This window comes from Acidovorax sp. NCPPB 3576 (assembly GCF_028473605.1).
GTDB lineage: Bacteria > Pseudomonadota > Gammaproteobacteria > Burkholderiales > Burkholderiaceae_C > Paracidovorax.
The window spans coordinates 1,732,676-1,755,248 of sequence record NZ_CP097267.1; the positions used below are offsets into that span (position 1 = coordinate 1,732,676).

15 protein-coding genes and 1 tRNA gene are annotated in these 22,573 nt (G+C 68.5%); 4 read left to right on the forward strand and 12 right to left on the reverse strand.

All coding sequences use genetic code 11. The annotated features are described in order from the left end of the window. Positions 1–52: 52 nt before the first annotated feature. From M5C98_RS07985 to M5C98_RS08020, 8 genes are all read right to left on the reverse strand, one after another. Positions 53–1,687: a methyl-accepting chemotaxis protein gene (locus M5C98_RS07985; protein WP_272552062.1), complete on the reverse strand. Its 1,635-nt coding sequence runs from the start codon at positions 1,685–1,687 to the stop codon at positions 53–55. A 215-nt stretch (positions 1,688–1,902) separates the two neighbouring features. After that, positions 1,903–3,150 (reverse strand): MFS transporter, encoded by a 1,248-nt coding sequence (locus tag M5C98_RS07990; RefSeq protein ID WP_272552063.1) that lies wholly within the window; start codon positions 3,148–3,150, stop codon positions 1,903–1,905. 43 nt (positions 3,151–3,193) lie between these two features. Beyond that, positions 3,194–4,024, reverse strand: a complete 831-nt coding sequence (locus M5C98_RS07995) for a putative hydro-lyase (RefSeq protein WP_272552064.1) — start codon at positions 4,022–4,024, stop codon at positions 3,194–3,196. Positions 4,025–4,222: 198 nt separating this feature from the next. Then, entirely contained in the window at positions 4,223–5,131 is a 909-nt protein-coding gene (locus M5C98_RS08000; protein WP_272552065.1) for a LysR family transcriptional regulator, read from the reverse strand. Between the two features lie 28 nt (positions 5,132–5,159). Continuing rightward, complete coding sequence (locus tag M5C98_RS08005) at positions 5,160–6,887, reverse strand: phosphoethanolamine transferase (protein WP_272552066.1); 1,728 nt, start codon at positions 6,885–6,887, stop codon at positions 5,160–5,162. Between the two features lie 76 nt (positions 6,888–6,963). Further along, positions 6,964–7,845 carry an S-formylglutathione hydrolase gene (gene fghA, locus M5C98_RS08010; RefSeq protein ID WP_272552068.1) on the reverse strand — a complete coding sequence of 294 codons (882 nt, stop codon included), beginning with the start codon at positions 7,843–7,845 and terminating at the stop codon, positions 6,964–6,966. Beyond that, the gene (locus M5C98_RS08015) at positions 7,842–8,768 is read right to left on the reverse strand and encodes an alpha/beta fold hydrolase (protein ID WP_272552070.1); all 927 of its coding nucleotides are present in this window, start codon (positions 8,766–8,768) and stop codon (positions 7,842–7,844) included. Before M5C98_RS08015 ends, fghA begins: the two co-directional genes overlap by 4 nt. 32 nt (positions 8,769–8,800) lie before the next feature. After that, entirely contained in the window at positions 8,801–9,907 is a 1,107-nt protein-coding gene (locus M5C98_RS08020; RefSeq protein ID WP_272552071.1) for an S-(hydroxymethyl)glutathione dehydrogenase/class III alcohol dehydrogenase, read from the reverse strand. 359 nt (positions 9,908–10,266) lie between these two features. Between M5C98_RS08020 and M5C98_RS08025 the strand changes: the two genes are divergently transcribed. The 3 genes from M5C98_RS08025 (at position 10,267) to M5C98_RS08035 (ending at position 15,136) form a co-directional block, all read left to right on the forward strand. Continuing rightward, the gene (locus tag M5C98_RS08025; RefSeq protein ID WP_272552072.1) at positions 10,267–11,250 is read left to right on the forward strand and encodes a GlxA family transcriptional regulator; all 984 of its coding nucleotides are present in this window, start codon (positions 10,267–10,269) and stop codon (positions 11,248–11,250) included. A gap of 147 nt (positions 11,251–11,397) precedes the next feature. Further along, a complete protein-coding gene (locus M5C98_RS08030; RefSeq protein WP_272552074.1) occupies positions 11,398–14,778 on the forward strand; it encodes a PAS domain S-box protein in 3,381 nt (1,126 codons plus the stop codon). Between the two features lie 151 nt (positions 14,779–14,929). Further along, complete coding sequence (locus tag M5C98_RS08035; protein WP_272552075.1) at positions 14,930–15,136, forward strand: hypothetical protein; 207 nt, start codon at positions 14,930–14,932, stop codon at positions 15,134–15,136. 158 nt (positions 15,137–15,294) lie between these two features. Here M5C98_RS08035 and M5C98_RS08040 read toward each other — a convergent pair. Beyond that, positions 15,295–15,371, reverse strand: a tRNA-Arg gene (locus tag M5C98_RS08040). 226 nt (positions 15,372–15,597) lie between these two features. On the opposite strand from M5C98_RS08040, the gene ybaL reads away from it, so the two are divergent. After that, positions 15,598–17,343 (forward strand): YbaL family putative K(+) efflux transporter, encoded by a 1,746-nt coding sequence (ybaL, locus tag M5C98_RS08045; protein WP_272552076.1) that lies wholly within the window; start codon positions 15,598–15,600, stop codon positions 17,341–17,343. Positions 17,344–17,495: 152 nt separating this feature from the next. On the opposite strand, the gene M5C98_RS08050 is transcribed toward ybaL, so the two are convergent. From M5C98_RS08050 to M5C98_RS08060, 3 genes are all read right to left on the reverse strand, one after another. Further along, positions 17,496–19,382 carry a M14 family metallopeptidase gene (locus M5C98_RS08050; protein ID WP_272552077.1) on the reverse strand — a complete coding sequence of 629 codons (1,887 nt, stop codon included), beginning with the start codon at positions 19,380–19,382 and terminating at the stop codon, positions 17,496–17,498. A 171-nt stretch (positions 19,383–19,553) separates the two neighbouring features. Continuing rightward, complete coding sequence (locus M5C98_RS08055; protein ID WP_272552078.1) at positions 19,554–20,588, reverse strand: endonuclease/exonuclease/phosphatase family protein; 1,035 nt, start codon at positions 20,586–20,588, stop codon at positions 19,554–19,556. Positions 20,589–20,646: 58 nt separating this feature from the next. Further along, positions 20,647–22,503 carry a DEAD/DEAH box helicase gene (locus M5C98_RS08060; RefSeq protein ID WP_272552079.1) on the reverse strand — a complete coding sequence of 619 codons (1,857 nt, stop codon included), beginning with the start codon at positions 22,501–22,503 and terminating at the stop codon, positions 20,647–20,649. Positions 22,504–22,573 lie beyond the last annotated feature (70 nt).

Consider the following 22,573-nt stretch of genomic DNA (forward strand, 5'->3'; position numbering starts at 1 on the left):
AGCCCCCGCGGGCCGCCGGCGCCGTGACGGCCGGCCCGCGCTGCGGGCCTGGTCAGGCGCGCAGCAGGCGGGTGGAAGGCCGTGGCGAGGCCTTGGGTGCCGGGGCAGGCGTGGGGTGGTGCTCGGCCGCCAGGGCAGCGGCTTCGCCCAGCTGGAACACGGCCAGTGCTTCGCGCAGCACGGCCACCTGAGACGCCATGGCCGACGTGGCGGCGCTGGCTTCTTCCACCATGGCGGCGTTCTGCTGCGTCATCTCGTCCATCTGCGAGACGGCGCGGTTCACCTCTTCGATGCCGGCCGTCTGCTCCACGTTGGCCGAGGCGATGCCTTCCATCAGGCCCGAGATGCGGTGCACGGACTCGACCACTTCGCCCATGGTCTTGCCGGCTTTCTCGACCAGCTCGGAGCCGGTGTGGACCTCGTTGACCGATTCGCTGATGAGCGTCTTGATTTCCTTGGCGGCCGCCGCGCTGCGCTGGGCCAGGCCACGCACTTCGGAGGCCACCACGGCGAAGCCCCGGCCCTGCTCGCCGGCGCGGGCGGCTTCGACCGCGGCGTTCAGCGCGAGGATGTTGGTCTGGAAGGCGATGCCGTCGATCACGCCGATGATCTCGTTGATCTTGCGCGAACTGGCGCTGATGGAGCGCATGGTCTCCACCACCTGGTTCACCACCTGGCCGCCCTGCACGGCGGTCTGGGCGGTGCTGGAGACGTACTGCGCGGCCTGGCGGGCGTTGTCGGCGTTCTGGCGCACGGTGGCGGTCAGCTCTTCCATGCTGGAGGCGGTCTGCTGCAGCGACGAGGCCTGCTGCTCGGTGCGGCGCGACAGGTCGCCATTGCCCTGGGCGATCTCGCTGGCCGCATGGTCGATGGTGCTGGTGGCCTGCTGGATGCGGTGCAGGATGCTGGCGAGCCGGTCGCGCATGAAGCCGATGGCGTACATCAGGCTTTGCTCGTCGCGGGCGCGCAGCGGGATCTCCGCCTGCAGGTCGCCGTCGGCCATGCGCATCGCGGCGCCGGCGGCGGCCCGCGGCTCGCCGCCCACGGAGCGTTCGATGTCGCGCACCACCAGCCCGGTGAGGGCCGAGATCACCAGCCCCAGCAGGGCGAGCAGCCCGATCGCGCGGTACAGCGAGGAGCGGTAGGCCTGTTCGATGTCATCGACATAGTCGCCGGCCACCAGGTCCCAGTTCCAGGGCTTGAAGCGCACCACGTAGCCGATCTTGGGGCTGGGCGTGTCGCTGCCCGGACGCGGCCACCAGTATTCGAGAAACCCGCGGCCCTGGGCGCCAGCGGCGGCGATGTTCACGTAGAGCAGGTTGCCCTTGGCATCCTTGAAGGCAATCATGTTCTTGCCGTTCAGCTCCGCCTTGATGGGGTGCATGGCCATGATGGAATCGGCGCCGATCACGGTGACGTAGCCGTCCTTGCCGTAGCGCTGCGAGGCGATGCGCGCCAGGGCGGCGGCGCGGGCCTCTTCCTGGCTCATCTTGCCGGCCTGGGCCTGCTTTTCGTAATCGCTGATCACGGTCAGGGCCATGTCGGTGATGTCCGAGAGGGCCGATTGCCGTGCCTGGTACTGGATTTGCCGGGTCTGCCACGCGTTCACGAAGGTCAGCGCCAGAAGCCCCAGCAACGCGAGGACCAGCGGGAGCCAGAGCTTTTGCCGCAAGGTCAATTTTTTCATGGAAGGGTCCTTTCAGCAGGGCGCACAGAGGCATTGATATGGATCGCAGTATGGCCGTGAAAACGCCTTCTCCGGCAGTCGGGTCAGCCCTTTTTGTCGGATGTTTGCAACGGCTTGATACATATGCAAGTTACGTGCGCGATCCGCACCCGTGGTTTCTCAATAGCAGAAAAACGATGCCCGTTTTTCTGCTTTCCGCACCGCGCAACGCCGATTCAGTGGGTTGTCTCGCTGTCGGGGCTCAGTTCACGGCCCAGCGTTTCCGGCAAAGCCAGCGCCGCCAGAATCACCAACCCGTAACAAATGGCAGTGATCCATCCGATGGTCTGACCCAATGGCAGCGTGTTGCTCAGCGTGCCGACCAGGGCCGGGCAGATCGCGCCGATGGCGCGGCCGAAGTTGTAGCAAAAGCCCTGGCCCGAGCCCCGCACGTCGCTCGGAAACAGTTCCGACAAAAATGCGCCCATGCCCGAGAAGATGCCCGACAAAAAGAACCCCAGCGGAAACCCCAGCACCAGCATCCAGGCATCCGTGATGGGTATCTGCGTATAGGCCAGCACCAGCGCCATGCCCATGGTGGCGAACAGGATGAAGCAGCGGCGCCGCCCGATCACGTCCGACAGCCAGGCGCTGGTGAGGTAGCCCACGAACGAGCCCGCGATCAGCACCAGCAGGTAGGCGCTGGTGCCCAGCACGGACAGGTGCCGCTCGGTCTTGAGGAACGTCGGCAGCCAGGTGGTGACCGAGTAATAGGCGCCCTGCATGCCCGTGGCCAGAAGGCTGGCCAGCACCGTGGTGCGCAGCAGCGACGGGTGGAAGATGCGCAGGAAGCTGCCCTGCGTTCCACGGGCGCGCGCACGGGCCTGTGCCGCCAGGTACACCGGGGGCTCCTGGATGTTGCGGCGGATGTAGATGATGAGCACCGCGGGCAGGATGCCGATCCAGAACAGCACCTTCCAGGCGATCTCCGGCGGCAGCACCGAGTAAACGCCCCAGAACGCCAGCGCCGAAGCCGCCCAGCCCACGGCCCAGCTGCTTTGAACGAGTCCCGCCGCCTTGCCGCGGTTCTTGGCGGACATGGTTTCCGCGATCAGCACCGAACCCACCGCCCATTCGCCGCCGAAACCGAAGCCCTGCATGGCCCGGGTGAAGAACAGCTGTCCGAACGATTCGGTGAAGCCGCTCAGGAAGGTGAACAGCGTGAACCACAGCACCGTCCACTGCAGCACCCGCACCCGGCCATAGCGGTCGGCCAGCACGCCCGCCGCCCAGCCCCCGATGGCGGAGGTGAGCAGGGCGCCGGTGGCGATGTACCCGGCTTGCGCCTTGGACATGTTCCATGCCACCAGCAGCGTGGGGATCAGGAAGGTGTAGATCATGTAGTCGAAGCCATCGACGCCATAGCCTGCGAAGGTGGCGGCCAGGGTGCGCCGCTCGGTGGGGGAGGTGTGCCGGAGCCACATGGTGAGAAGGTGCTTTCTTTGGAAGGTTTGGGGGGAGGCGGCTTCAGGCGGTGACCAGATCGCGGTTGAGCAGATCGGTGACCAGCATGTGCCCTGGCGCATGGGTGATGCAGAACGCCGGGCGCGCCGCTGCGATGGCCGCCTGCGGTGTCACGCCGCAGGCCCAGAACACGGGCACCTCGTGCGGCTTGACCTCCACGGCGTCTCCGTACTCGGGCCGGGCGAGATCTCGGATGCCGATGAGCGCGGGATCGCCGAAGTGCACGGGTGCGCCATGCACCTGCGGCATGCGCGAGGTGATCTGGATGGCGCGGATGGCGTCCGCTGCCGCCATGGGGCGCATGGAGACCACCAGGGGGCCGCGGAATGCGCCGCTCGGTTCGGTGGGGCGGTCGGTGCGGTACATGGACACGTTGCGGCCTTCGTCCACGTGGCGCAGTCGGATGCCCTCGGCCAGCAGCGCGTGCTCGAACGAGAAGGAGCATCCGATGGCGAAGGTCACGAGGTCGTCGCGCCAGTGGGCGGCAAGATCGGTGGGCTCATCCACCGGCACGCCGTCGCGCCACACGGCGTAGCGGGGCAGGTCGGTGCGGATGTCGATATCCGGCCCCAGCGAGGGCAGGGCGGGCGAGCCGGGCTCGCTGATCGCCAGCACCGGGCAGGCGCGGGGGTTGCGCTCGCAGTAGCGCTGGAACTCGGTGGCCAGCGCTTGCGGAAGGATGGCCAGGTTGACCTGCACGTAGTCGCTGGCCAGGCCGCTCGTGTGGGCCGACAGCAGCCCGGCACGCGCCGCCGCGCGCACTTCATGGGCGGTGGACCTGGCGGTCAATCCGGCGGCAGTGCCGAAAGAGTGGAATGCGGCGTGGGATGGCATCGTCGTGAGTGCCCGGCATGCAGGCTTTATGGTTGCAATGCCGCGGATTCTGAAAGCCGCACGACGGGGAATCCAACGCAAAATTTTGCGTTCAAGTCATCGAAAAAACCGATGACGACCACTGAATTTTCAATATTGCGAAAAGCATGCCCAGGCCATCCGGGCTTTCCCGAATGCGGGTGCACTGGATGGGTGCATTCAGCGCGGCGTGCGCTTTTTTCGTGCGGTCTGGGTGTTGGCGACGTAGGCCTGGGCCGATTCCAGCACCGATTCGGTGATTCCCGATCCGGGGTCTTCGCGGTAGCTGGCATGGATGGGCAGGGCGGTGAGCGTGCACGAGGCCCGCAAAATGTGCAGCGGCATGCGGTGCGACAGCCGCTGCGTCACGGCGCGCGGCAGCACGGCAATGCCGAACCCTGCCTCCACGAGTTGCAGCATGGCCGAAATCGACGAGATGGCGTGCATGCGCGGCACAGCAACGCCCGATTCCTGGAACAGCTGCAGCAGGCTCTGGTGCGGGTGCGAGCCCTTTTGGAACGTGATGAGGTCGTGCTGCGCCAGCCGCTGCAGGTCGTACCGCCCCGCGGAGTGCAGGGTGCGGTGCCCGACGAACACCAGTTCCAGCGGGGGCATGATCCGCGTGCGCACCGCGGTGTCGGTGGCGGGCAGCGACGTGAACACCAGGTCCTGCGCCCCGCGCCGCACCTGGTCCACCAGCACGGGCGAGGTTTCCACGGTGAGTTCCAGTTCGAAGTCGGGGCGGGTCTTGCGCATCTCCTGCAGCCAGCCGGTGAGCCAGCTGTGCACGACCGATTCGATGGCCCCGATGCGCAGCGCCATCGGCGCATGCGGGCTGGTGCCCAGCTCTTCCTTCACCTGCCGCTGCAGCTCCAGCAGCCGAACGGCCAGCAATTGAAAGCGTTGCCCGGCGGCGGTGAGGCGGAAAACGCGTTCGCGCCTGTCGAGCAGGATCGCCCCCAGCTCTTCTTCCAGCGCGGCGATGCGGCTGGACAGGGCCGACTGCGTGATGTGCAGCTTTTCGGCGGCCCGCGTGATGCTCTTGAGCGAGGCAGCCCAGTGGAAGGCTTCGACAAACCGCAGATTCATGGGCGCGATTGTCGCCGCAGGTGCGTGCTCAAACCGGTGCGATGGTGCCGCGGCAGGCGGCGAACATGTCCTTCGATCCCTCGTAAACGCTGGTCTGCACGTCCATCAGCCCGAGGATGGAGTGAAAGTAGTTGTCGTGCGAGATGCGCCGCTCGCCCAGGTCTTTTTGCAGGCAGGCGGTGGCCGTGCCGGTGCGCGATTGCATGGCGGGCGACAGCCAGGTGATCCAGGGCACATGCTTTTGCACATCGGGCGCGATGGCGTAGGGCATGCCGTGCAGGTAGATGTTGTTCTCGCCCAGCGATTCGCCGTGGTCGGCCACGTACATCATCGCGGTCTGCGCGGTGCCGGACTGCGCTGCCAGCCACTGGATGGTGGCGTTGAGGAAATGGTCGGTGGACACGATGCTGTTGTCATACGCGTTGACCACCTCCTGCCGCTGGCATTCCTGCAGCGCCGAGGTCCGGCATTCGGGCTGGAAGGGCTTTTGCGAAGGCAACGACCGCTTGAAGTAGGCCGGGCCGTGGCTGCCCATCTGGTGCAGCACCACCACCGTGCCGCGCGCCCGCTGCTCGGCCGGCAGTGCCGCGATGCGTGCGTCCAGGCCCTTGAGCATCACGTCGTCCAGGCACTCCTTGCCGTCGGCACACCACTGGGGGTCGTCGGGTTTGGCCGAGGTGCTGGCTTCGGCCACGCGGTCGCACACGCCTTTGCAACCGGACTGGTTGTCCACCCACAGCACGGCCAGGCCGGCGTGCTGCAGCACGTCCAGCAGCCCTTCGGAGCGGATGTGGCTCGACTCGTAGGCGGTGCGCCCCAGATTGGAGAACATGCAGGGCACGGATGCCGCGGTGCTGGTGCCGCAGGACCAGGCGTTGCGGGCGCTGGCGAGGTCGTTGCGCGCGGACAGCTCGGGCGTCGTCGGGCGGCCGTAGCCGTTGAGACCGAAATTGCCGCTGCGCCCGGTCTCGCCCAGCACCAGCACCAGCAGCGGCGGTTTGGCTTGGGCCGCATACGAAGCGCCCAGTCTGGCGTCCTGCCCCAGCGGCATCAGCGGGCCGGTGTCGCGGCGCAAGGGACGCGCAGCGGCATTGCCCACGGCGTAGATGCTGTTCAGGGGGTTGACCAGATAGCGAAGCTGCGTGTGGTTGCGCATGGCGGAGGAGAAATCCTGGAACACCACGAAGACCGCACTGGCGGCCAGGGCCAGCGAGCCGAGCAAGAGCAGCCCGTGGAACACGATCTGCCGGGTCCAGCCCAACGGTTTCACAGGGGTGCGTGCCAGCCACCAAAGGGGCGGGCCCCCCAGTGCCGCGACGGTGAGCGGCAGGCGCCAGTCGAGCAGGTCGGCGGCTTCGCGGGGATCGGTCTGCAGCACGTTGGTCACCATGCCGGTGTCGATCACGATCCCGTAGGCCATCATGAAATAGGTGCCGAACGCGGCCGCCAGCACGGCAATGCCAAGCACCGGCTTGAGCAGGCGCCCCCAGGCCAGCAGGCCCAGCACGGCGGCATTGGCAGCCGCCACGGCCACCATGAACATGAGCACGAAGCCCCAGGCACGCAGCCCGCCCGACTCGTTCAGGCCGAGCACGACTTTCCACAGGTGCACGTTGCAAACGGTCGCCAGCCAGAGGCTGGCCAGCGCGATGACCGCGGCGGGATGCCACGGCCGCCGCGCCGTGGCCAGGGCGAGGATGGATTCGTTGCGGGGGGCGGTAATAACCCGCAACGGTGGCTGCAATATGTCAGGCATGGCGCGGATTCTTTTCCGCGCGCCTTAAGTCAAGATTAAGGGCCTCCTTCGGCTGCAGGCCCCCGCCGCCGGGGCCTCAGATGGCCGTATTTCCGGCGTCCAAGACGCTGGCGTGGTGCGCCAGATGGTCGGCCATGAAGGTCTGGATGAAGTAGTACCCATGGTCGTACCCCTCGTGGCGGCGCAGGGTGAGCGGCTGGCCGATGGCTTGGCACGCTGCCTCGAACCGCTCGGGGTGTAGCTGCTCGGCAAGGAATTTGTCGCCCAGCCCCTGGTCGATCAGGATGCCGGCCGGGTAGGGCGCCAGTGGCTGGTTTTCCATGAGCACCGTGGCGTCATGCTCGCCCCAGGCCGTGCGGTCCGCACCCAGATAGCCGGTGAACGCCCGCTCGCCCCAGGGGCACTGCGTGGGCGCGCAGATCGGCGCGAAGGCCGAAAGTGACCGGAACCGGCCAGGATGGCGCAGCGCCAGCGTCAGCGCGCCATGGCCTCCCATCGAGTGGCCGAAGATACCCAGGCGGTCCAGGTTGATCGGCAAATGCCGGCCCAGCAGGGGCAGCAGCTCTTGCACCAGATAGCTTTCCATGCGCCAGTGCGTGCGCCACGGGGCTTCGGTCGCATCGAGGTAAAAGCCTGCGCCGATGCCGAAGTCCCAGCGGGCCGTGGCGTCCGGCAGGGCCTCCACCGCAGCGCCGCGGGGGCTGGTGTCGGGCGCGATCAGCGCCAGGCGCAGCTCCGCGGCCCGGCGCTGCGCCCCCGCCTTGACCATGAAGGTCTCTTCGTTGCACGTCAGCCCGGCCAGGTACAGCACCGCGGGCACCGGCCCGTGGTCCGCCTGTGGCGGCAGGTACACCGAGAACTTCATCGGCAGGCCGATCTCGGCGGAGTCGTGTTGATAAAAGCGCTGCGTGCCGCCGAAGCTCCGGTGTTCCGACAGGGTTTGGAGAGGATGGGTCATGGCGTAGGGGGTGAGGAAGGCGTGGCGTGGACCAGTTCGAGCACCGCATCGGCAAAGGCTTGCGGCGCCTCCTGCGGCAGGTTGTGGCCGGCGCCGGGCACCCAACGGTGGGCGCGCGGGCCGGTGAACTTCGCGGCATGGGCCGAGGCATCGGCTGGCGGGCGAACCCCGTCGTCGAGGCCATCGAAGGTGATGGCCGGCACGCGGATGGCCGGCAGCGCCGCCAGGCGCGATTCGATCCCGGCATAGGCCGGATCGCCCGTGACCAGGCCGAAGCGGTGGCGGTACGAATGGATCACCACGTCCACGAAGTCGGGGTTGTCGAAGGCTGCTGCGCTGCGCTCGAACGCGGCGTCGTCAAACGCCCAGACGGGCGACCACGACCGCCACAGCAGGCGGGTGATGGCCCGCCGGTCTTTCACCAGGCCGGCCTGGCCGCGGGCACTGTGAAAGTAGAACTGATACCAAAGGCGTTGCTCGTTGGCCGGCGTGTCGGGCTCCATGGCCCGGCCGATGTCCTGGATGTTGTAGCTGTTGAGCGAGACCAGTCCCGCACACCGCTCGGGCCACAGCGCCGCGACCACGCAGGCCGCGCGCCCGCCCCAGTCGTAGCCCGCCAGCACCGCGCGGTCGATCGCCAGCGCATCCAGCAGCGCCAGCAGGTCCGCGCCCAGTGCCGCCTGCTCGCCCGAGCGCGGCGTGTCTTCGCTCAGAAACCGCGTGGGGCCGTAGCCCCGCAGGAACGGCACCACCACCCGGCAGCCCTGTGCGGCCAGCCGCGGCGCGACCTCGGCGTAGGCATGGATGTCGTAGGGAAAGCCGTGCAGCAGCACGACGGGCGGCCCCTGGGCGGGGCCGGCCTCGAAATAGGCGACGTCGAGCACGCCGGCTTCGATCCGGCGCAGGGGCTCCATGCGGTCCATGGCGGGCACCGTTGGGTTTGGCCGCGGGCCGGTCAGTAGATGACCACGCCGCGAATCGATTCGCCGCGCTTCATCAGGTCGAACCCGTGGTTGATGTCGGCCAGGGGCATGGTGTGGGTGATCAGGCTGTCGATGTCGATCTTGCCTTCCATGTACCAGTCCACGATCTTGGGCACGTCGGTGCGGCCGCGTGCGCCTCCGAAGGCCGAACCTTCCCACTTGCGGCCCGTGACGAGCTGGAAGGGGCGCGTGCTGATCTCGGCGCCGGCCTCGGCCACGCCGATGATGATGCTGCGGCCCCAGCCCTTGTGCGTGCACTCCAGCGCCTGGCGCATCACCTTGGTGTTGCCGATGCATTCGAAGGAGTAGTCCGCCCCGCCGTCGGTCAGCTGCACGATGGCGTCCACCACGTTCTCCACCTCGTTCGGGTTGATGAAGTGCGTCATGCCGAACTGGCGCGCCATGTCCTGGCGGGCGGGGTTGATGTCCACGCCGATGATCTTGTCCGCGCCCACCATCTTGGCGCCCTGGATCACGTTCAGGCCGATGCCGCCCAGGCCGAACACCACCACGTTCGCGCCGGCTTCCACCTTGGCGGTGAACAGCACCGCCCCGATGCCGGTGGTCACGCCGCAGCCGATGTAGCAGACCTTGTCGAACGGGGCATCCTCGCGGATCTTGGCCAGCGAGATCTCGGGGGCCACGGTGTAGTTGCTGAACGTGCTCGTGCCCATGTAGTGGAAGATGGGCTGGCCGTCGATGCTGAAGCGGCTGGTGGCGTCGGGCATCAGCCCCTTGCCCTGCGTGCCGCGGATCAGCTGGCACAGGTTGGTCTTGCGCGACAGGCAGAATTTGCACTGGCGGCATTCGGGCGTGTACAGCGGAATGACATGGTCGCCCTTCTTGAGCGTGGTCACGCCCGGCCCCACGTCCACCACGATGCCCGCGCCCTCGTGGCCCAGGATGGCGGGAAAGATCCCTTCCGGATCGGCGCCCGACAGGGTGTAGTAGTCGGTGTGGCAAATGCCGGTGGCCTTGATCTCGACCAGCACCTCGCCGAATTTGGGGCCCTGCAGGTCCACGGTTTCGATGGTGAGGGGTTCTCCGGCTTTCCAGGCGACGGCGGCTTGGGTTTTCATGGGAAGGGGCTCCTGTCAGTGGGTGGTTCGGTGGCTCGCAAGGGGGCGGCGCCGCGCCGCCATCGGCCGGCGGGCGCGGCGGCACGTCGGGCGGCTGCAGCAGTCTTTCTAGCAGATGCGGCAGGGCCGCCGCGTTTCATGGCCGGATCGTCCGGCGACAATCGCTGCGCCTGCCCGGCCCGGGCGGCACCCGCACGGTCCTGCGTGCCGGTGCCGCGAGCGTAAAAGCGTTTGGGCCCGCTTCGCCACGCGCAGCGCTGCCCCCGGCCGTGTTTGGCCGCCGTGCCGGGCATCTTGGCCGCTGGAGCGGGTCGTGCCGCCTGCCGTCGTTTCATTCCTTGGTTTTTCTGTCCCGTCGCATGTCCGCTCCCTACACCGTCGATATCGTCGTCTATCCCGGCTTCAAGGCCCTGGAGGCGATCGGCCCCATGTCGGTCTTCGACTATGCCAACGTGCACCTGGCGCGGCGCGGCCAGCCGCCGGGCTATGCGGTGTCGGTGGCGGCTGAAGGGCTGGGCGATGTGCCTTCCGACACGGCCATGTCGCTGCGGGCCACGCGCCAGCTGGGGCAGGGGCCCGATCCGCACATCGCCCTGGTGGTGGGCTCGCGCGACATCGAGACGGCGCTGGCCGCGTCCCCCGGCGTGGTGGCGTGGGCGGCGGCGACCGCGCCACGGGTGCGGCACATGGTGGCGCTGTGTTCGGGCAGTTTCTTTTTGGGCGCCGCCGGCCTGCTGGATGGCGCGCAGGCGGCCACGCACTGGAGCGTGGCCGATCTGCTGCAGCGCCGTTTTCCGGCCGTGCGCGTGGATGCCGACGCGATCTACGTGCGCAGCGGCAACCTGTGGACCTCGGCCGGGGTCACCGCCGGCATCGACCTGGCGCTGGCCCTGGTGGAGGAGGACTTCGGCCGCACGCTGGCGCTGGAGGTGGCGCGCGACCTGGTGATGTACCTGAAGCGCCCCGGCGGGCAATCGCAGTTCAGCATGCACCTGGCCAGCCAGGGCACGCGCCATCCGGGCATTCGCGAGGTGCAGGCGTGGGTGCTGTCGCACCTGGCCGAGCCCCTGCCGCTGCAGCAACTCGCCTCGCGGGCCGCCATGAGCGAGCGCAACTTCCGCCGCGTGTTCCTGCAAGAGTGTGGGCAAAGCCCCTCGGACTTCATCGAAACGGCCCGGCTCGAAGGCGCACGCCGGCTGTTGGAGGAAGAAAACGGCCTGCCGCTCAAAACCGTGGCGGCGCGTGTGGGCTTTCGGTCGGACGAGCCGCTGCGCCGGCTGTTCCTGCGCCGCCTGGGGATCACCCCGCAGGCCTACCGCGAGCGGTTCGGCGGGCCGGGTTGAGCGCCTGTCAGGCAGCCGGGTTGACCCTCGGGTCTTTTGGAAAAAAGGCATGATGCAAGGCCGAGCAGCGCTTGGGGACCGCCGGCGCCGGCGGGCCTGACTGCCCATTGACACCCAACGAGCGAGCGATTCAAAGGTTTTCTCCCGATGCACATCGTCCCCGGCCCAGCCACCGCCGGCCCTGCCGACCCCTTGCGTCGCCGCCCCGACGCGCGAGCGATCGCCGAATTCGATTGGTCCCTGACCCCCCTGGGGCCCATCGACCAGTGGCCGCAGGCCGTGCAGGCCGCCCTCGCGCAGTGGAGCGACGGCGGCGGCGCATCGGCATCCCCGCCGGATACCGACATCCGCAACCGCCAGATCCTGGACAGTGCCATCGACTACGCCATCATCGCGTTCGATCTGCAAGGCAAGGTCACGCGGTGGAACGAAGGCGCCCGCCGCGTGCTGGGATGGACCGAGCCCGAAATGCTGGGCCACGATGCCGCGCGGATCTTCACGCCCGAAGACCGTGCCGCACACCGCATGGAGACCGAGATGCAGTCCGCGCTGACCCGGGGCGTGGGCACCGACGAGCGTTGGCACGTGCGCAAATCCGGCGAGCGTTTCTGGGCCAATGGCGAGATGACGCCGATCCGCGATGGCGACGGCACGCCCATCGGCTTCGTGAAGGTGCTGCGCGATCGCACCGAGCAGCACCGCGCGGCCGAGGCCCTGCGCCAATCCGAAGAACGCCTGCACCGTGCCCAGGAGGCGGGCGGCGTGGGCACGTTCTCCCTCGAACTGGCGACCGACCTGCTGTACGGCACGCGCCAGTTCTATCGCATCTTCGGCGTTCCCGAAGCCGAGACCATTCCGGCCAAGGCGCTGGAGGCGCTGGTGATCCCGGAGGACGCCGAGGTGCGCTCCGCTCGGGAAACCCGCAACAGCGAATCGGCCCCGCTGGATGTGGAGTACCGCATCCGCCGCGCCACCGATGGCGCCCTGCGCTGGATCGCCCGCAAGGCCGAATTCGTGCGCGGCCCGGACGGGGTGATCGTTCGCATGGTGGGCGTGGTGCAGGACATCACCGACCGCAAGGCGGCGCTGCAGGCGGTGGCCGACAGCGCAGCGGAGTTCCGCACCTTTGCCCAGTCGCTGCCGAGCCACGTGTGGACCGCCCGAAGCGATGGCCAACTCGATTGGTTCAACAACCGGGTGTACGAATACAGCCAAGCCGAGCCCGGCGACCTGGATGGCGATGGCTGGACCCGCCTCGTGCACCCCGAAGATCTGCCTGCGGTGTCCCAGCTGTGGCAGGCGAGCGTTGCCTCTGGCGAGCAGTACGAAACCGAGTTCCGCATCCAGCGCTCGGACGGCGCGATGCGCTGGCACCTGGTGCGGGCGCTGCCTTTGCGCACGGGCGGCGGGGCCATCAGCCGGTGGATCGGCACCAGCACCGACATTCATGAACAGAAGCTGGTGCAGGCCGAAAGCGTGCGCGACCGCAACCGCTTGTGGGCGCTCTCGCGCGAACTCATGCTGGTGTGCGACTTCCAGGGGTTGATCGCCGCGGTCAATCCCGCCGCCACGCGCCTCCTGGGTTGGGAAAGGACGCAAATGGCCGGCCACGCCGTGGCCGAATTCATCCACCCCGAAGATGCCGAGGGCATGGCTGACGAGCTTGCCGGACTCGCGGCCGGCGCACCCACGCGGGTGTTCGAAAACCGCTGGCGCAAGGAAGACGGCAGCTACCGCCTGCTGAGCTGGACCGCGGTCCCCGAGGAGGGCCTGGTCCATGCCGTGGCGCGCGATGTGACGCGCGAGCGCACAGCCGAAGAGGCGCTGCGCCAGTCGCAAAAGCTCGAAGCCATCGGCCAGCTCACGGGCGGCGTCGCACACGATTTCAACAACGTTCTGGCGGTCATCCGCACGTCGATCGACCTGTTGCGGCGCGTGCAGCTGACCGACGAGCGCCGCCACCGCTTCATGGAGTCGATCTCCAACGCGGTGACGCGGGCCACCAAGCTCACGGGCCAGCTGTTGGCTTTTGCGCGCCGCCAGGCGCTGCAGCCGACGGTGTTCGATGCCGGGCACAACACCCGCGCGGTCAGCGACATGATCGCCAGCCTGGCGGGCGCGCGCATCGAGATCGAGCTGAACCTGGCGGAGACGGCCTGCTTCGTGCACGCCGACCCGAGCCAGTTCGACACCGCCCTGGTGAACCTCGCCGTCAATGCCCGCGACGCCATGCAGGGCAGCGGAAAGCTCACCATTGAGGTGCGGGCTGTCTCCGAGATCCCCGCGCTGCAGTCACAGCCCGCGGTGCCGGGCCAGTTCGTGGCGGTGTCGATCATCGACAGCGGCACGGGCATTTCGCCGGAGCACCTCACGCAGATTTTCGAACCCTTCTTCACCACCAAGGGCGTGGGGCACGGAACGGGCCTGGGCCTGTCGCAGGTGTTCGGCTTCGCCAAGCAGTCCGGCGGCGACATCCGCGTGGAAAGCACGCTGGGGCAGGGCAGCCGTTTCACCCTGTACCTGCCCCGCGCCGCGCGCCCGGGCTACGACCAGCAAACCTCCGAGGGCGACGACCGGCTGGCCCTGGGCAATGGTGGCTGTGTGCTGGTGGTGGAGGACAACGCCGAGGTGTCCGCCTCGGTCGAGCAGACGCTGCACGAACTGGGCTACACCACCGTAGTGACCTCCAGCGGCGAGAAGGCGCTCGAAGCCTTGAAGGCGGGCCCTGGCCGCTTCGTGGCCGTGTTCTCGGACGTCGTCATGGCGGGCATGAGCGGCATCGAACTGGGCCGCGAAATCCGCCAGCGCTACGGTGCGGCCCTGCCCATCGTGCTGTCCAGCGGCTACAGCTACGTGCTGGCGCAAAGTCCCGACCACGGCTTCACGCTGCTGCCCAAGCCCTACTCGCTGGACGAACTCGCGCAGGTGCTGCACGACAGCATCCACCGCGGCGCAGACGCCGTGCGGCCCCGCCGCCGCAAGGTGCGCGCGGCGCTGCCGCCATCGGCCGCGGCCGATGCCGCGCAGTCGGAATTGCTGCGCCAGGCCGAACTCGAATCCATGCGCATCCTGGACACCGATGAAGAGGCCGCCTTCGACGAGTTCGCGCGGCTGGCAGCGGGCCTGTGCCAGACGCCCATCGCGCTCGTCTCGCTGGTGGATACCGAGCGCCAGTGGTTCAAGGCCAAAGTCGGACTGGCCGCGAAACAGACGCCGCGCGAGTATTCCTTTTGCTCGCACGCCATCCAGGTGCCGGAAAGCGTGATGATCGTGAGCGACACCTCGCGGGACGAACGCTTTGCCAACAATCCGCTGGTGACGGGCGAGCCCAACATCAAGTTCTACGCGGGTGCGCCTCTCATCACCTCGACGGGGCAGGCGCTTGGAACCTTGTGCGTGATCGACCGGGTTCCGCGCGAGCTGGAAGCCCGGCAGGTGGAGATGCTGCAGTTTCTGGCCGCCCAACTGGTCGAACGCCTGGAGGCCCGCCGCGCCGCGCTGAATGAAACCGCTGCGCCACCCCCGTAGAGCCGATGATGCCGATCAGGATGGCGGGAGGGCGGGGCGTTGGTGTCGGACAGCGCCTACGCCTGCCTGCCGGACCTTCCCACGCCCGGGCCCACCGCGCGGGCGCCCAATGGCAGCCTCAGACGACCGGTCTGTTTTTGGAGGGTTCACCATGTTTTCAAACCCAGCTGTTTTCTCGCCGCTGCGTTTCGGCGAAAGCGCCCCTTCTGTGCAGATGGGCGAGTTCGGGGGCTTTGGCCGCCAATGGCAACAGGGCGACGGCGCCATGGACGCGGACGGACAGGAGGCCTTTGGCTCTGCCACCCGTGAGTTCCAGTACGGCGACAGTTGCCGATTCGAAACCCAGGCCCAAGGCTGAGCGTCGGATTTCTAGATAAAAATTCCCTGCGCGCTCTACGAATCGAGCGCGCGGGCTGCTCGCACCGGATGCATGCTTATCCGGTGCCGCACTGGCCTCCAGTGAAAAAAACGGGCTTATTCCATGGCCCTCCAGCGCCCTATGGAAAGCATCCCTTATGGCCTGCCCGGAGGGACTCGAACCCCCGACCTATTGCTTAGAAGGCAATTGCTCTATCCGGTTGAGCTACGGGCAGACAGAAAAAGAAAAGACGCGGAGCCTTCAGGCTCCCGCAGCACGGTCAGACGCTGTGTGGCCCATCGAGGCGATGGCGAGCGGGTCCGTGCAAGGCGTGAATGATACCTGCCCGCGCAAGGCTTCCAGTCGTTTTGGGCACCCACGATTTTTGCGGCAACGGGGGCCTTGCGGGTATAACGCAATGGCAGGTGTCCATCGGGTGCACCTGCTTCTCCCTCCACTCCATGCCGCACAGCCTCTCACTCATCAACACCATCGCCGCGGCGCTGGGCCTGGCGCTCGTGCTGGGCTTCATCGCGACGCGCATGCGCCTGCCGGCCCTGGTGGGCTATTTGCTCGCGGGCGTGGTGATCGGCCCCTTCACCCCGGGTTTCGTGGCCGATGGCGAGATGGCCAGCCAGCTGGCGGAGATCGGGGTGATGCTGCTGATGTTCGGCGTGGGGCTGCATTTTTCGCTCGGAGACCTGCTGGCGGTGCGCAAGATCGCCGTGCCCGGGGCGCTGGTGCAGATGGCGGTGGCCACGCTGCTGGGCATGGGCCTGGCGCTGTGGTGGGGCTGGGGCCTGGGCGGGGCGCTGGTGTTCGGCCTGGCCCTGTCGGTGGCCAGCACCGTGGTGCTTTTGCGGGCGCTGGAGACGCTGGGCATCCTGGATTCGTACACCGGCCGCATCGCCGTCGGGTGGCTGGTGGTGGAGGACCTGGCCATGGTGCTGGTCCTGGTGCTGCTGCCGCCGCTGGCGCAGTGGCTGAACGGCACCGCCGGGGCCGGCAGCACGAACGAGTTGTGGAAGACGCTGGGCTGGACCATCGCGCAGGTGGGCGGCTTCGTCGCGTTAATGCTGGTGGTGGGGCGCCGGGTGTTTCCATGGATTCTGTGGCAGGTGGCGCGCACCGGTTCGCGCGAGCTGTTCACGCTGTGCGTGGTGGCGGCGGCGGTGGGCATCGCGTTCGGCTCGGCAGCGCTCTTCGGCGTGTCGTTTGCGCTCGGCGCGTTCTTTGCCGGCATGGTGATGCGCGAGTCGGAGTTCAGCCACCGCGCCGCCCAGGAGTCGCTGCCGCTGCGCGATGCGTTCGCGGTGCTGTTCTTCGTCTCCGTGGGCATGCTGTTCAACCCCTGGGTGCTGGTGGAGCGGCCCTTCCAGGTGCTGGCTGTGGTGGCCATCATCATCCTGGGCAAGACGCTTGCGGCGGCGGCTCTGGTACTGGCTTTCCGGTATCCGCTCAACACGGCGCTCACGGTGTCGGCCAGCCTGGCGCAGATCGGCGAGTTTTCCTTCATCCTGGTGGGCCTGGGCGCATCGCTGGGGCTGTTGCCGCCGGAAGGGGCCAGCCTGGTGCTGGCCGGTGCGCTCATATCGATTGCCGTCAACCCGCTGCTGTTCCACGCCATCGCGCCGCTGCAGGACTGGCTGCGCGCCCGATCGGCCCTGGCGCGGCGGCTGGAGCAGCGCGACGACCCGCTGGCGGAGCTGCCGCTGACCACGCACCGCCGGTATCTCGCGCGCCAGGTGGTGCTGGTCGGTTATGGCCGCGTGGGCCGGCGCATCGCGGCGGCGCTGTCGGAGAGCGACATTCCCTTCGTCGTGGCCGAGCAGAACCGCGATCTGGTGGAGACGCTGCGCAACAGTGGCATGGCGGCGGTGTACGGCGATGCGGTGGAGCCGGCCGTGCTGATCCAGGCGCACATCGCCCGCGCGCACATGCTGGTGATCGCGACGCCCAACACCATCGACGTGCGCCAGATCATCGCGACGGCGCGCACGCTCAATCCGGAGATCGAAACCGTGGTCCGCAGCCACAACGAGGCCGAGGCGAAGCTGCTGGAGCAGGAAGAGGGCGTGGCCAAGGTCTTCCTCGGCGAGGAAGCGCTGGCCGCCGCGATGACCTCGCACGTCCTCGGCCGTGCCGGCGAGCGCCAGGCCGAGGTGACGGCGCCCGGCGCGCTGGACGAGCGGCCCGCATCGGTTTGAATGAAAAAGGCCTCCAGCGCATATTCTTCTAAGGCGATTTGCTATTGTTTTTATAGCATTTCACAGGCTTTGCCCATGAGGCCCTTGCCTCCAGGCCGGCCATCAGGCCCAGGGTAGAACGGCCAGCGCTGGGGCGGGCGCCCCAGCCGCCCTCAATCGGCTTCTTCGAACACCAGCGACGGCGTGGCCATGACCCGGGCCGTGTCGCCCAGCGCCGGGATCAGGTGGTTGGCGAAGTAGCTGTTCTGCGTGTCGGGCTCCAGCGCCGCGACGGCCAGGTTGGCCATGGGCTGGTTCAGCGGCACGTAGTAGCTGCCTTCGGGCACGTCGATGGCGGTGCGCACGGTGGTCACGCGCACGCGCGTGATGTCCTGCTGGCCGGCGATGGTGCCGCGCACGTCCTGGCGCACACCTTCTTCGCGACTGGTTTCCTGGTAGCTGTCGCTCAGCAGCGAGCCCGGCTCGGCCACACGCATGACCTGCAGCCCGAGCAGCTTGAGCCGCTCCGCTGCCTGTCCCGCCGTGGGGGACAGCCAGTAGCCGCAAGGACGGGGGCGCGAGGCCACGGTGCGCAGTTCGAGCGACGAGTTCCAGTCCACGCGCACGGTGCGGTCCGCACCCGTTTCGGGGTCGAGCATGACGAGGTCGCGCTGGGTGGCGGTCGGCGCCGCCTCGATGGCGACCTGCCCGCGGCAAGCCTGCGCGGCGGTGTCGCGCACCACGAACGAACGCACCTGCTCAAGGTTGCCGGCGCGCTCGGCCGTGCTGCGCAGCGCGCTCGACAGGGCGGTCACCTGGGCGTGCACCCGGCGCTGGATGTCCAGCCGCCCGATGCCCACGCCCCGCGTTTCCACGAGCATGCTGACGGCATTCTTGAGGCCGTTCACGTTGCGGCCGGTGTCGGGCTGCGTGCCGCCCATGGAGACGCGGCGGTCCTGCGGATCGGTGGAGGTCGTGTAGTAGGACTCGCTGGTCAGGCCCTGGCTTTGCAGCGCGGCCGCCATGGGCGGGTAGTACCACTCGCGCGCTGCCTTGGTCAAAAACTCCGGCACGTTGGCCGTGGTGGCGTATTGCAGCAGCGCGTCGTACTTCTGGATGGCGCCGAACTTCTCCAGAAAGCGGCCGGCCACGGTGTATTCATGCGCGTCGAGCACGGCGATGGGGCGGTAGTCCCGCGTGAGGCGCGCCAGGGCCTGCGCCTCAGGCGTGTTCAGCAGCAGGTGGTCGCGGTTCATGTCCGTGCCGTTGGCGGTGGCGCGGGTACCCGCCTCGGCGCCGTCCGGGTTGGCCCGCGGCACCACGACCACGTTGATGCGGTCCAGCAGCGGCTCCAGCAGGCCCTGCGACAGCTCGCGTGCCATCACCAGCAGGGCTTCGCTGCCCGCGGGTTCGTCGCCATGCTGCTGGCCGATGAGCAGGACCGTGGGCTTGCCGCTGGCGTCCAGGCTGGCGATGTCGGTGTTGGGGGCGTGCGTGAGCACCAGGGCCTGCAGGGGCGTGCCGCGCTGCGACATGCCCAGGTCGAGTACCGTGGCTTTGGTTGCACCTTGCGGGGTGGAGGCGAGTTGCCGCAGCCACTGGGCGGCTTCTGCGTTGGTGGTGAAGGCACGGCGCCCGTCGGCCAGGCCGGGGGTGTCGTAATGCACCGCCGGCGCGGGGAAGCGGGCGGCCACCGCGGCGCTGTAGGGCAGGTCGGCCGGGGGCGCGGCCGCGGCGGGTGCGGCGCCGGCAGCAGGCTCTGCGCTGGGAATGATGGGCGTGGAGAGGACCGGGGAGGTGATCACCTCGGCGCGCTGCGTGCCCAGCGGCGGTGGCACCACGCGCGCGGCCTGGGGGCGGGGGGCTGCCGGCACGGTGGCTTTGGGCGGCGCGGAAGACGGCCAGGGCGGCAACGGGGTGCTGCTGCATGCCGCCAGCAGGGCCGAGGCGAGAACCGTGCTGCCAATCCACACGGTGCGCGGCTTCAAGGGCCCCGCGCCGGCAGGGCCGGCCGATGGAGGCGACGAAAGGGCACGGAGGTGGGAGGGGGGCTGTTTCATGGTCTGTGGTCCGGCCGAGGGGCCTGCTATGACGGGCTGCGCCGATGTTACCCGGCGTTGCACACGGGGCCTGTCGGTCAAACACGCGGCTCTGCCGTGTTTTCATGGATGGCCCCGGTCGTGCGGCCCGGCTGGTGCGCGACGGAGGAGGCGGGCGCCGTCAGGGCGCCGTCAAGGCACAGCGGGCGCCGGCAGGCGCAGCAATGCGCGGACGAAGCCGTGGTCGGAGCGCGTGCGGTCGCGCCCTTCGTGCAGGTGGTCGTTGAAGTAGTCCACCCGCCGCACGTCGCCAAGGCGCATGCCGGATCGGGCGTTGGGCACGAACTCCTCGCTGACCAGAATCTGGTCCAGCACCGCCGGCATGCCCTGGTGGATGTGCGAGTAGGCCACGTCCTTTTTGAGAGCGGCATCGCCTTGCACGTCGTAGGCGTTGTACAGCGCCACATCGCGCGCACTGCGGTCGTAGGCGACCTCGGTGGTCGCGCAGATGAGCTGAGTTGTCACGCTGTCGGGCGTGTCGTTGAAGTCGCCCAGCAGCACCAGCGGCACGTCGGTGCGCTGCAGCAGGTCCACGACGAGGCAGCGCAGCGCCGCCGCTTCCACGCCGCGCATGATGAGCGAGCGCAGCGACGCGAGGGCCGCCACCTTGCGGTCGTCGCGGTCTTCCAGCGGCTGCCCGAGGGCGTCGAGCAGGAATTTGGGGCGTTTGGATTTGAGGTGCGCGGTGACCACGTTCACGGTCTGGCCGTGCTTCATGCGCAGCGTGGCCAGCAAGGGCGGGCGTTCGAATTGGTGGTGCGTGCCCAGGCCGGGCACATCGACCGCCAGCGCGGGCGGAAACTCGCCGATCGAGCGCACCGATTCGACGCGCAGCCGCGTGGCGAGCCCGACGCGCGGCGTGCCCTGGGCACCTTGCAAAGCCCCGGCGTTTTCGGCGCCGGGCACGCTCACGAAGTCGTAGCGCAGGCCGCTGCGGCCAATGGCCGTCTGAAAGGCCTGTTCGTCCCACACCTCTTGCACCGCCAGCACATCGGCGTTGAGCGCCCGAAAGCGCCCGCCGAGCCAATCGGCCTTGCGCTCGAACTCGGCCTGGGTGTAGGCATCCTGGTTGGGATAAAACACCCGCCCGGGAAGGGCGAGGTTCAGTGTGTTGCAGGTGGACACCAGCAAGGTGTCCATGGGCTGCGCGGGATCGGCAGGGCGCATGCGTTCCTCAAAAACGGGCCGCTGAACTGCTGCTGCCGGGCACGGAAGGGATCAGTGCTCAGCGGCCGTAGCCGCCACCGCCACTCCGGGGGCCGCCACGCGAGCCGCCGCCGGAATTGCCGCGGCTACCGCCGCCGCCACCACCGCCATAGCCGCCACCACCACCACCGCCACCGCTGCGGTAGCCACCGCCACCGCCGCGACGGCCGGAGCCGGCCATGCTGTCCACGCTGGTGCGCATCGGGTCGGGCTGGCCGCCGCCTGCGCCGGCATGGCGGGGCGCGCCGAGATGGCCGCCCGTCTGGGTGCCCAGGTGGGCGTTTTCGCGGCGTGGCTGGCCGTCGTCGGAGCGGTTGCCACCGCCGCCGTTGCCACCACCGTTGCCGCCGCCGTAGCCACCGCCACCGGCATTCCCGCCGCCGGGACCGCGGCCGCCGCGGCCGGCCGCCTGCGGGCCGGGACCCCGGGGATTGCCGCCAGGACCGCCTGCGCGCGGGCCGTTGCCGCCACGGCCGCGTGGGCCGCCGCCTTCACCGGCAGCAGCCCGTGGGCCGCCACCTGCACGTGCGCCACCGCCCGCGGGCTTGCCGCCGCGGTCGCCACCACCACCACCGCCACCACCTTGGGAGGCCTTGTTGGTGCGGATGCGGTCCATCATTTCACTGCGGGCGGCCTTGGCGGCAGCCTGCATCACATCGCGGCTCGGGGGCTTGCCCGCGCCGCCCCAGATCGTCTGGCGGCCCATGGCGATGGGCTCGGCCTTCTCGCCTGGCTCGGGACCGAAGCCCTCCAGGATCTGAACCGGAATCTCCTGCTTGGTGAAGCGTTCGATGTCCATCATGAAGCCTTCTTCGTCCATGCAGACCAGGCTCACGGCCTGGCCGCTGGCGCCCGCGCGGCCGGTGCGGCCGATGCGGTGGACATAGTCTTCCGACACGTTCGGGATTTCGTAGTTGACGACGTGCGGCAGCTCGTCGATGTCGATGCCGCGGGCCGCGATGTCGGTGGCCACCAGCGCGCGGATGTCACCGCTCTTGAAGCCGGCCAGGGCCTGCGTGCGGGCGCTCTGGCTCTTGTTGCCATGCAGCGCCATGGCGTTGACGCCGTTCTTGGTCAGGAACTCGGCCACGTTGTTGGCGCCGAACTTGGTGCGGGTGAACACCAGCACCTGGCTCCAGTCGTGCTCCTGGATGATGTGCAGCAGCACCTGCTTTTTCTTGCCGCGGCCCACGGGATGGATCACCTGCGTGATGCGCTGCACCGTGGTGTTGCGCGGCGTGACCTGGATGCTCTGCGGGTTCTTGAGCAGCGTGTTGGCCAGCTCGCGGATCTCGTCGCTGAACGTGGCCGAGAACAGCAGGCTCTGCTTGTCCTTGGGCACCAGCGCGATGATCTTCTTCACGTCGTGGATGAAACCCATGTCCAGCATGCGGTCGGCTTCGTCCAGCACCAGGATCTCGACCGTGGACAGGTCCAGGAAGCCCTGCTGCTGCAGGTCCAGCAGGCGGCCAGGGGTGGCGACCAGCACGTCCACGCCGCGCTTGATGCGGTCGATCTGCGGGTTCATGCCCACGCCGCCGAAGACGACGGTGGACGAAATGTCGACGTATTTGCCGTACTCGCGCACGGATTCCTCGACCTGGGCGGCGAGTTCGCGGGTGGGCGTGAGCACCAGGGCGCGAACGCCCTTGCCGCCGAACTTGCTCTTGGGTGCCGTGCCCTGCGACAGGCGGTGCAGCATGGGCAGGGTGAAGGCGGCGGTCTTGCCGGTGCCGGTCTGTGCGCCGGCGAGCAGGTCGTGTCCCTCGAGCACGGCGGGGATGGCCTGTGCCTGGATGGGGGTCGGGGTTTCGTAACCCTGTTCGTGCACGGCCTTCAGAATGGCTGGGGCCAGATTCAGTTCGTCAAAGTTCATTCAAGGAAACGCCCTGTCCGGGCGCTGGGGGCATCGGCCTGTCGCAGGACCCATGTCGGGGCTGCGGCCA

Bases quoted from the DNA above. Each gene is read 5' to 3' on its own strand.
- M5C98_RS07985 (WP_272552062.1), bottom strand. From the start codon at position 1,687: ATGAAAAAATTGACCTTGCGGCAAAAGCTCTGGCTCCCGCTGGTCCTC.
- M5C98_RS07990 (WP_272552063.1), bottom strand. From the start codon at position 3,150: ATGTGGCTCCGGCACACCTCCCCCACCGAGCGGCGCACCCTGGCCGCC.
- M5C98_RS07995 (WP_272552064.1), bottom strand. From the start codon at position 4,024: ATGCCATCCCACGCCGCATTCCACTCTTTCGGCACTGCCGCCGGATTG.
- M5C98_RS08000 (WP_272552065.1), bottom strand. From the start codon at position 5,131: ATGAATCTGCGGTTTGTCGAAGCCTTCCACTGGGCTGCCTCGCTCAAG.
- M5C98_RS08005 (WP_272552066.1), bottom strand. From the start codon at position 6,887: ATGCCTGACATATTGCAGCCACCGTTGCGGGTTATTACCGCCCCCCGC.
- fghA (WP_272552068.1), bottom strand. From the start codon at position 7,845: ATGACCCATCCTCTCCAAACCCTGTCGGAACACCGGAGCTTCGGCGGC.
- M5C98_RS08015 (WP_272552070.1), bottom strand. From the start codon at position 8,768: ATGGACCGCATGGAGCCCCTGCGCCGGATCGAAGCCGGCGTGCTCGAC.
- M5C98_RS08020 (WP_272552071.1), bottom strand. From the start codon at position 9,907: ATGAAAACCCAAGCCGCCGTCGCCTGGAAAGCCGGAGAACCCCTCACC.
- M5C98_RS08025 (WP_272552072.1), top strand. From the start codon at position 10,267: ATGTCCGCTCCCTACACCGTCGATATCGTCGTCTATCCCGGCTTCAAG.
- M5C98_RS08030 (WP_272552074.1), top strand. From the start codon at position 11,398: ATGCACATCGTCCCCGGCCCAGCCACCGCCGGCCCTGCCGACCCCTTG.
- M5C98_RS08035 (WP_272552075.1), top strand. From the start codon at position 14,930: ATGTTTTCAAACCCAGCTGTTTTCTCGCCGCTGCGTTTCGGCGAAAGC.
- ybaL (WP_272552076.1), top strand. From the start codon at position 15,598: ATGCCGCACAGCCTCTCACTCATCAACACCATCGCCGCGGCGCTGGGC.
- M5C98_RS08050 (WP_272552077.1), bottom strand. From the start codon at position 19,382: ATGAAACAGCCCCCCTCCCACCTCCGTGCCCTTTCGTCGCCTCCATCG.
- M5C98_RS08055 (WP_272552078.1), bottom strand. From the start codon at position 20,588: ATGCGCCCTGCCGATCCCGCGCAGCCCATGGACACCTTGCTGGTGTCC.
- M5C98_RS08060 (WP_272552079.1), bottom strand. From the start codon at position 22,503: ATGAACTTTGACGAACTGAATCTGGCCCCAGCCATTCTGAAGGCCGTG.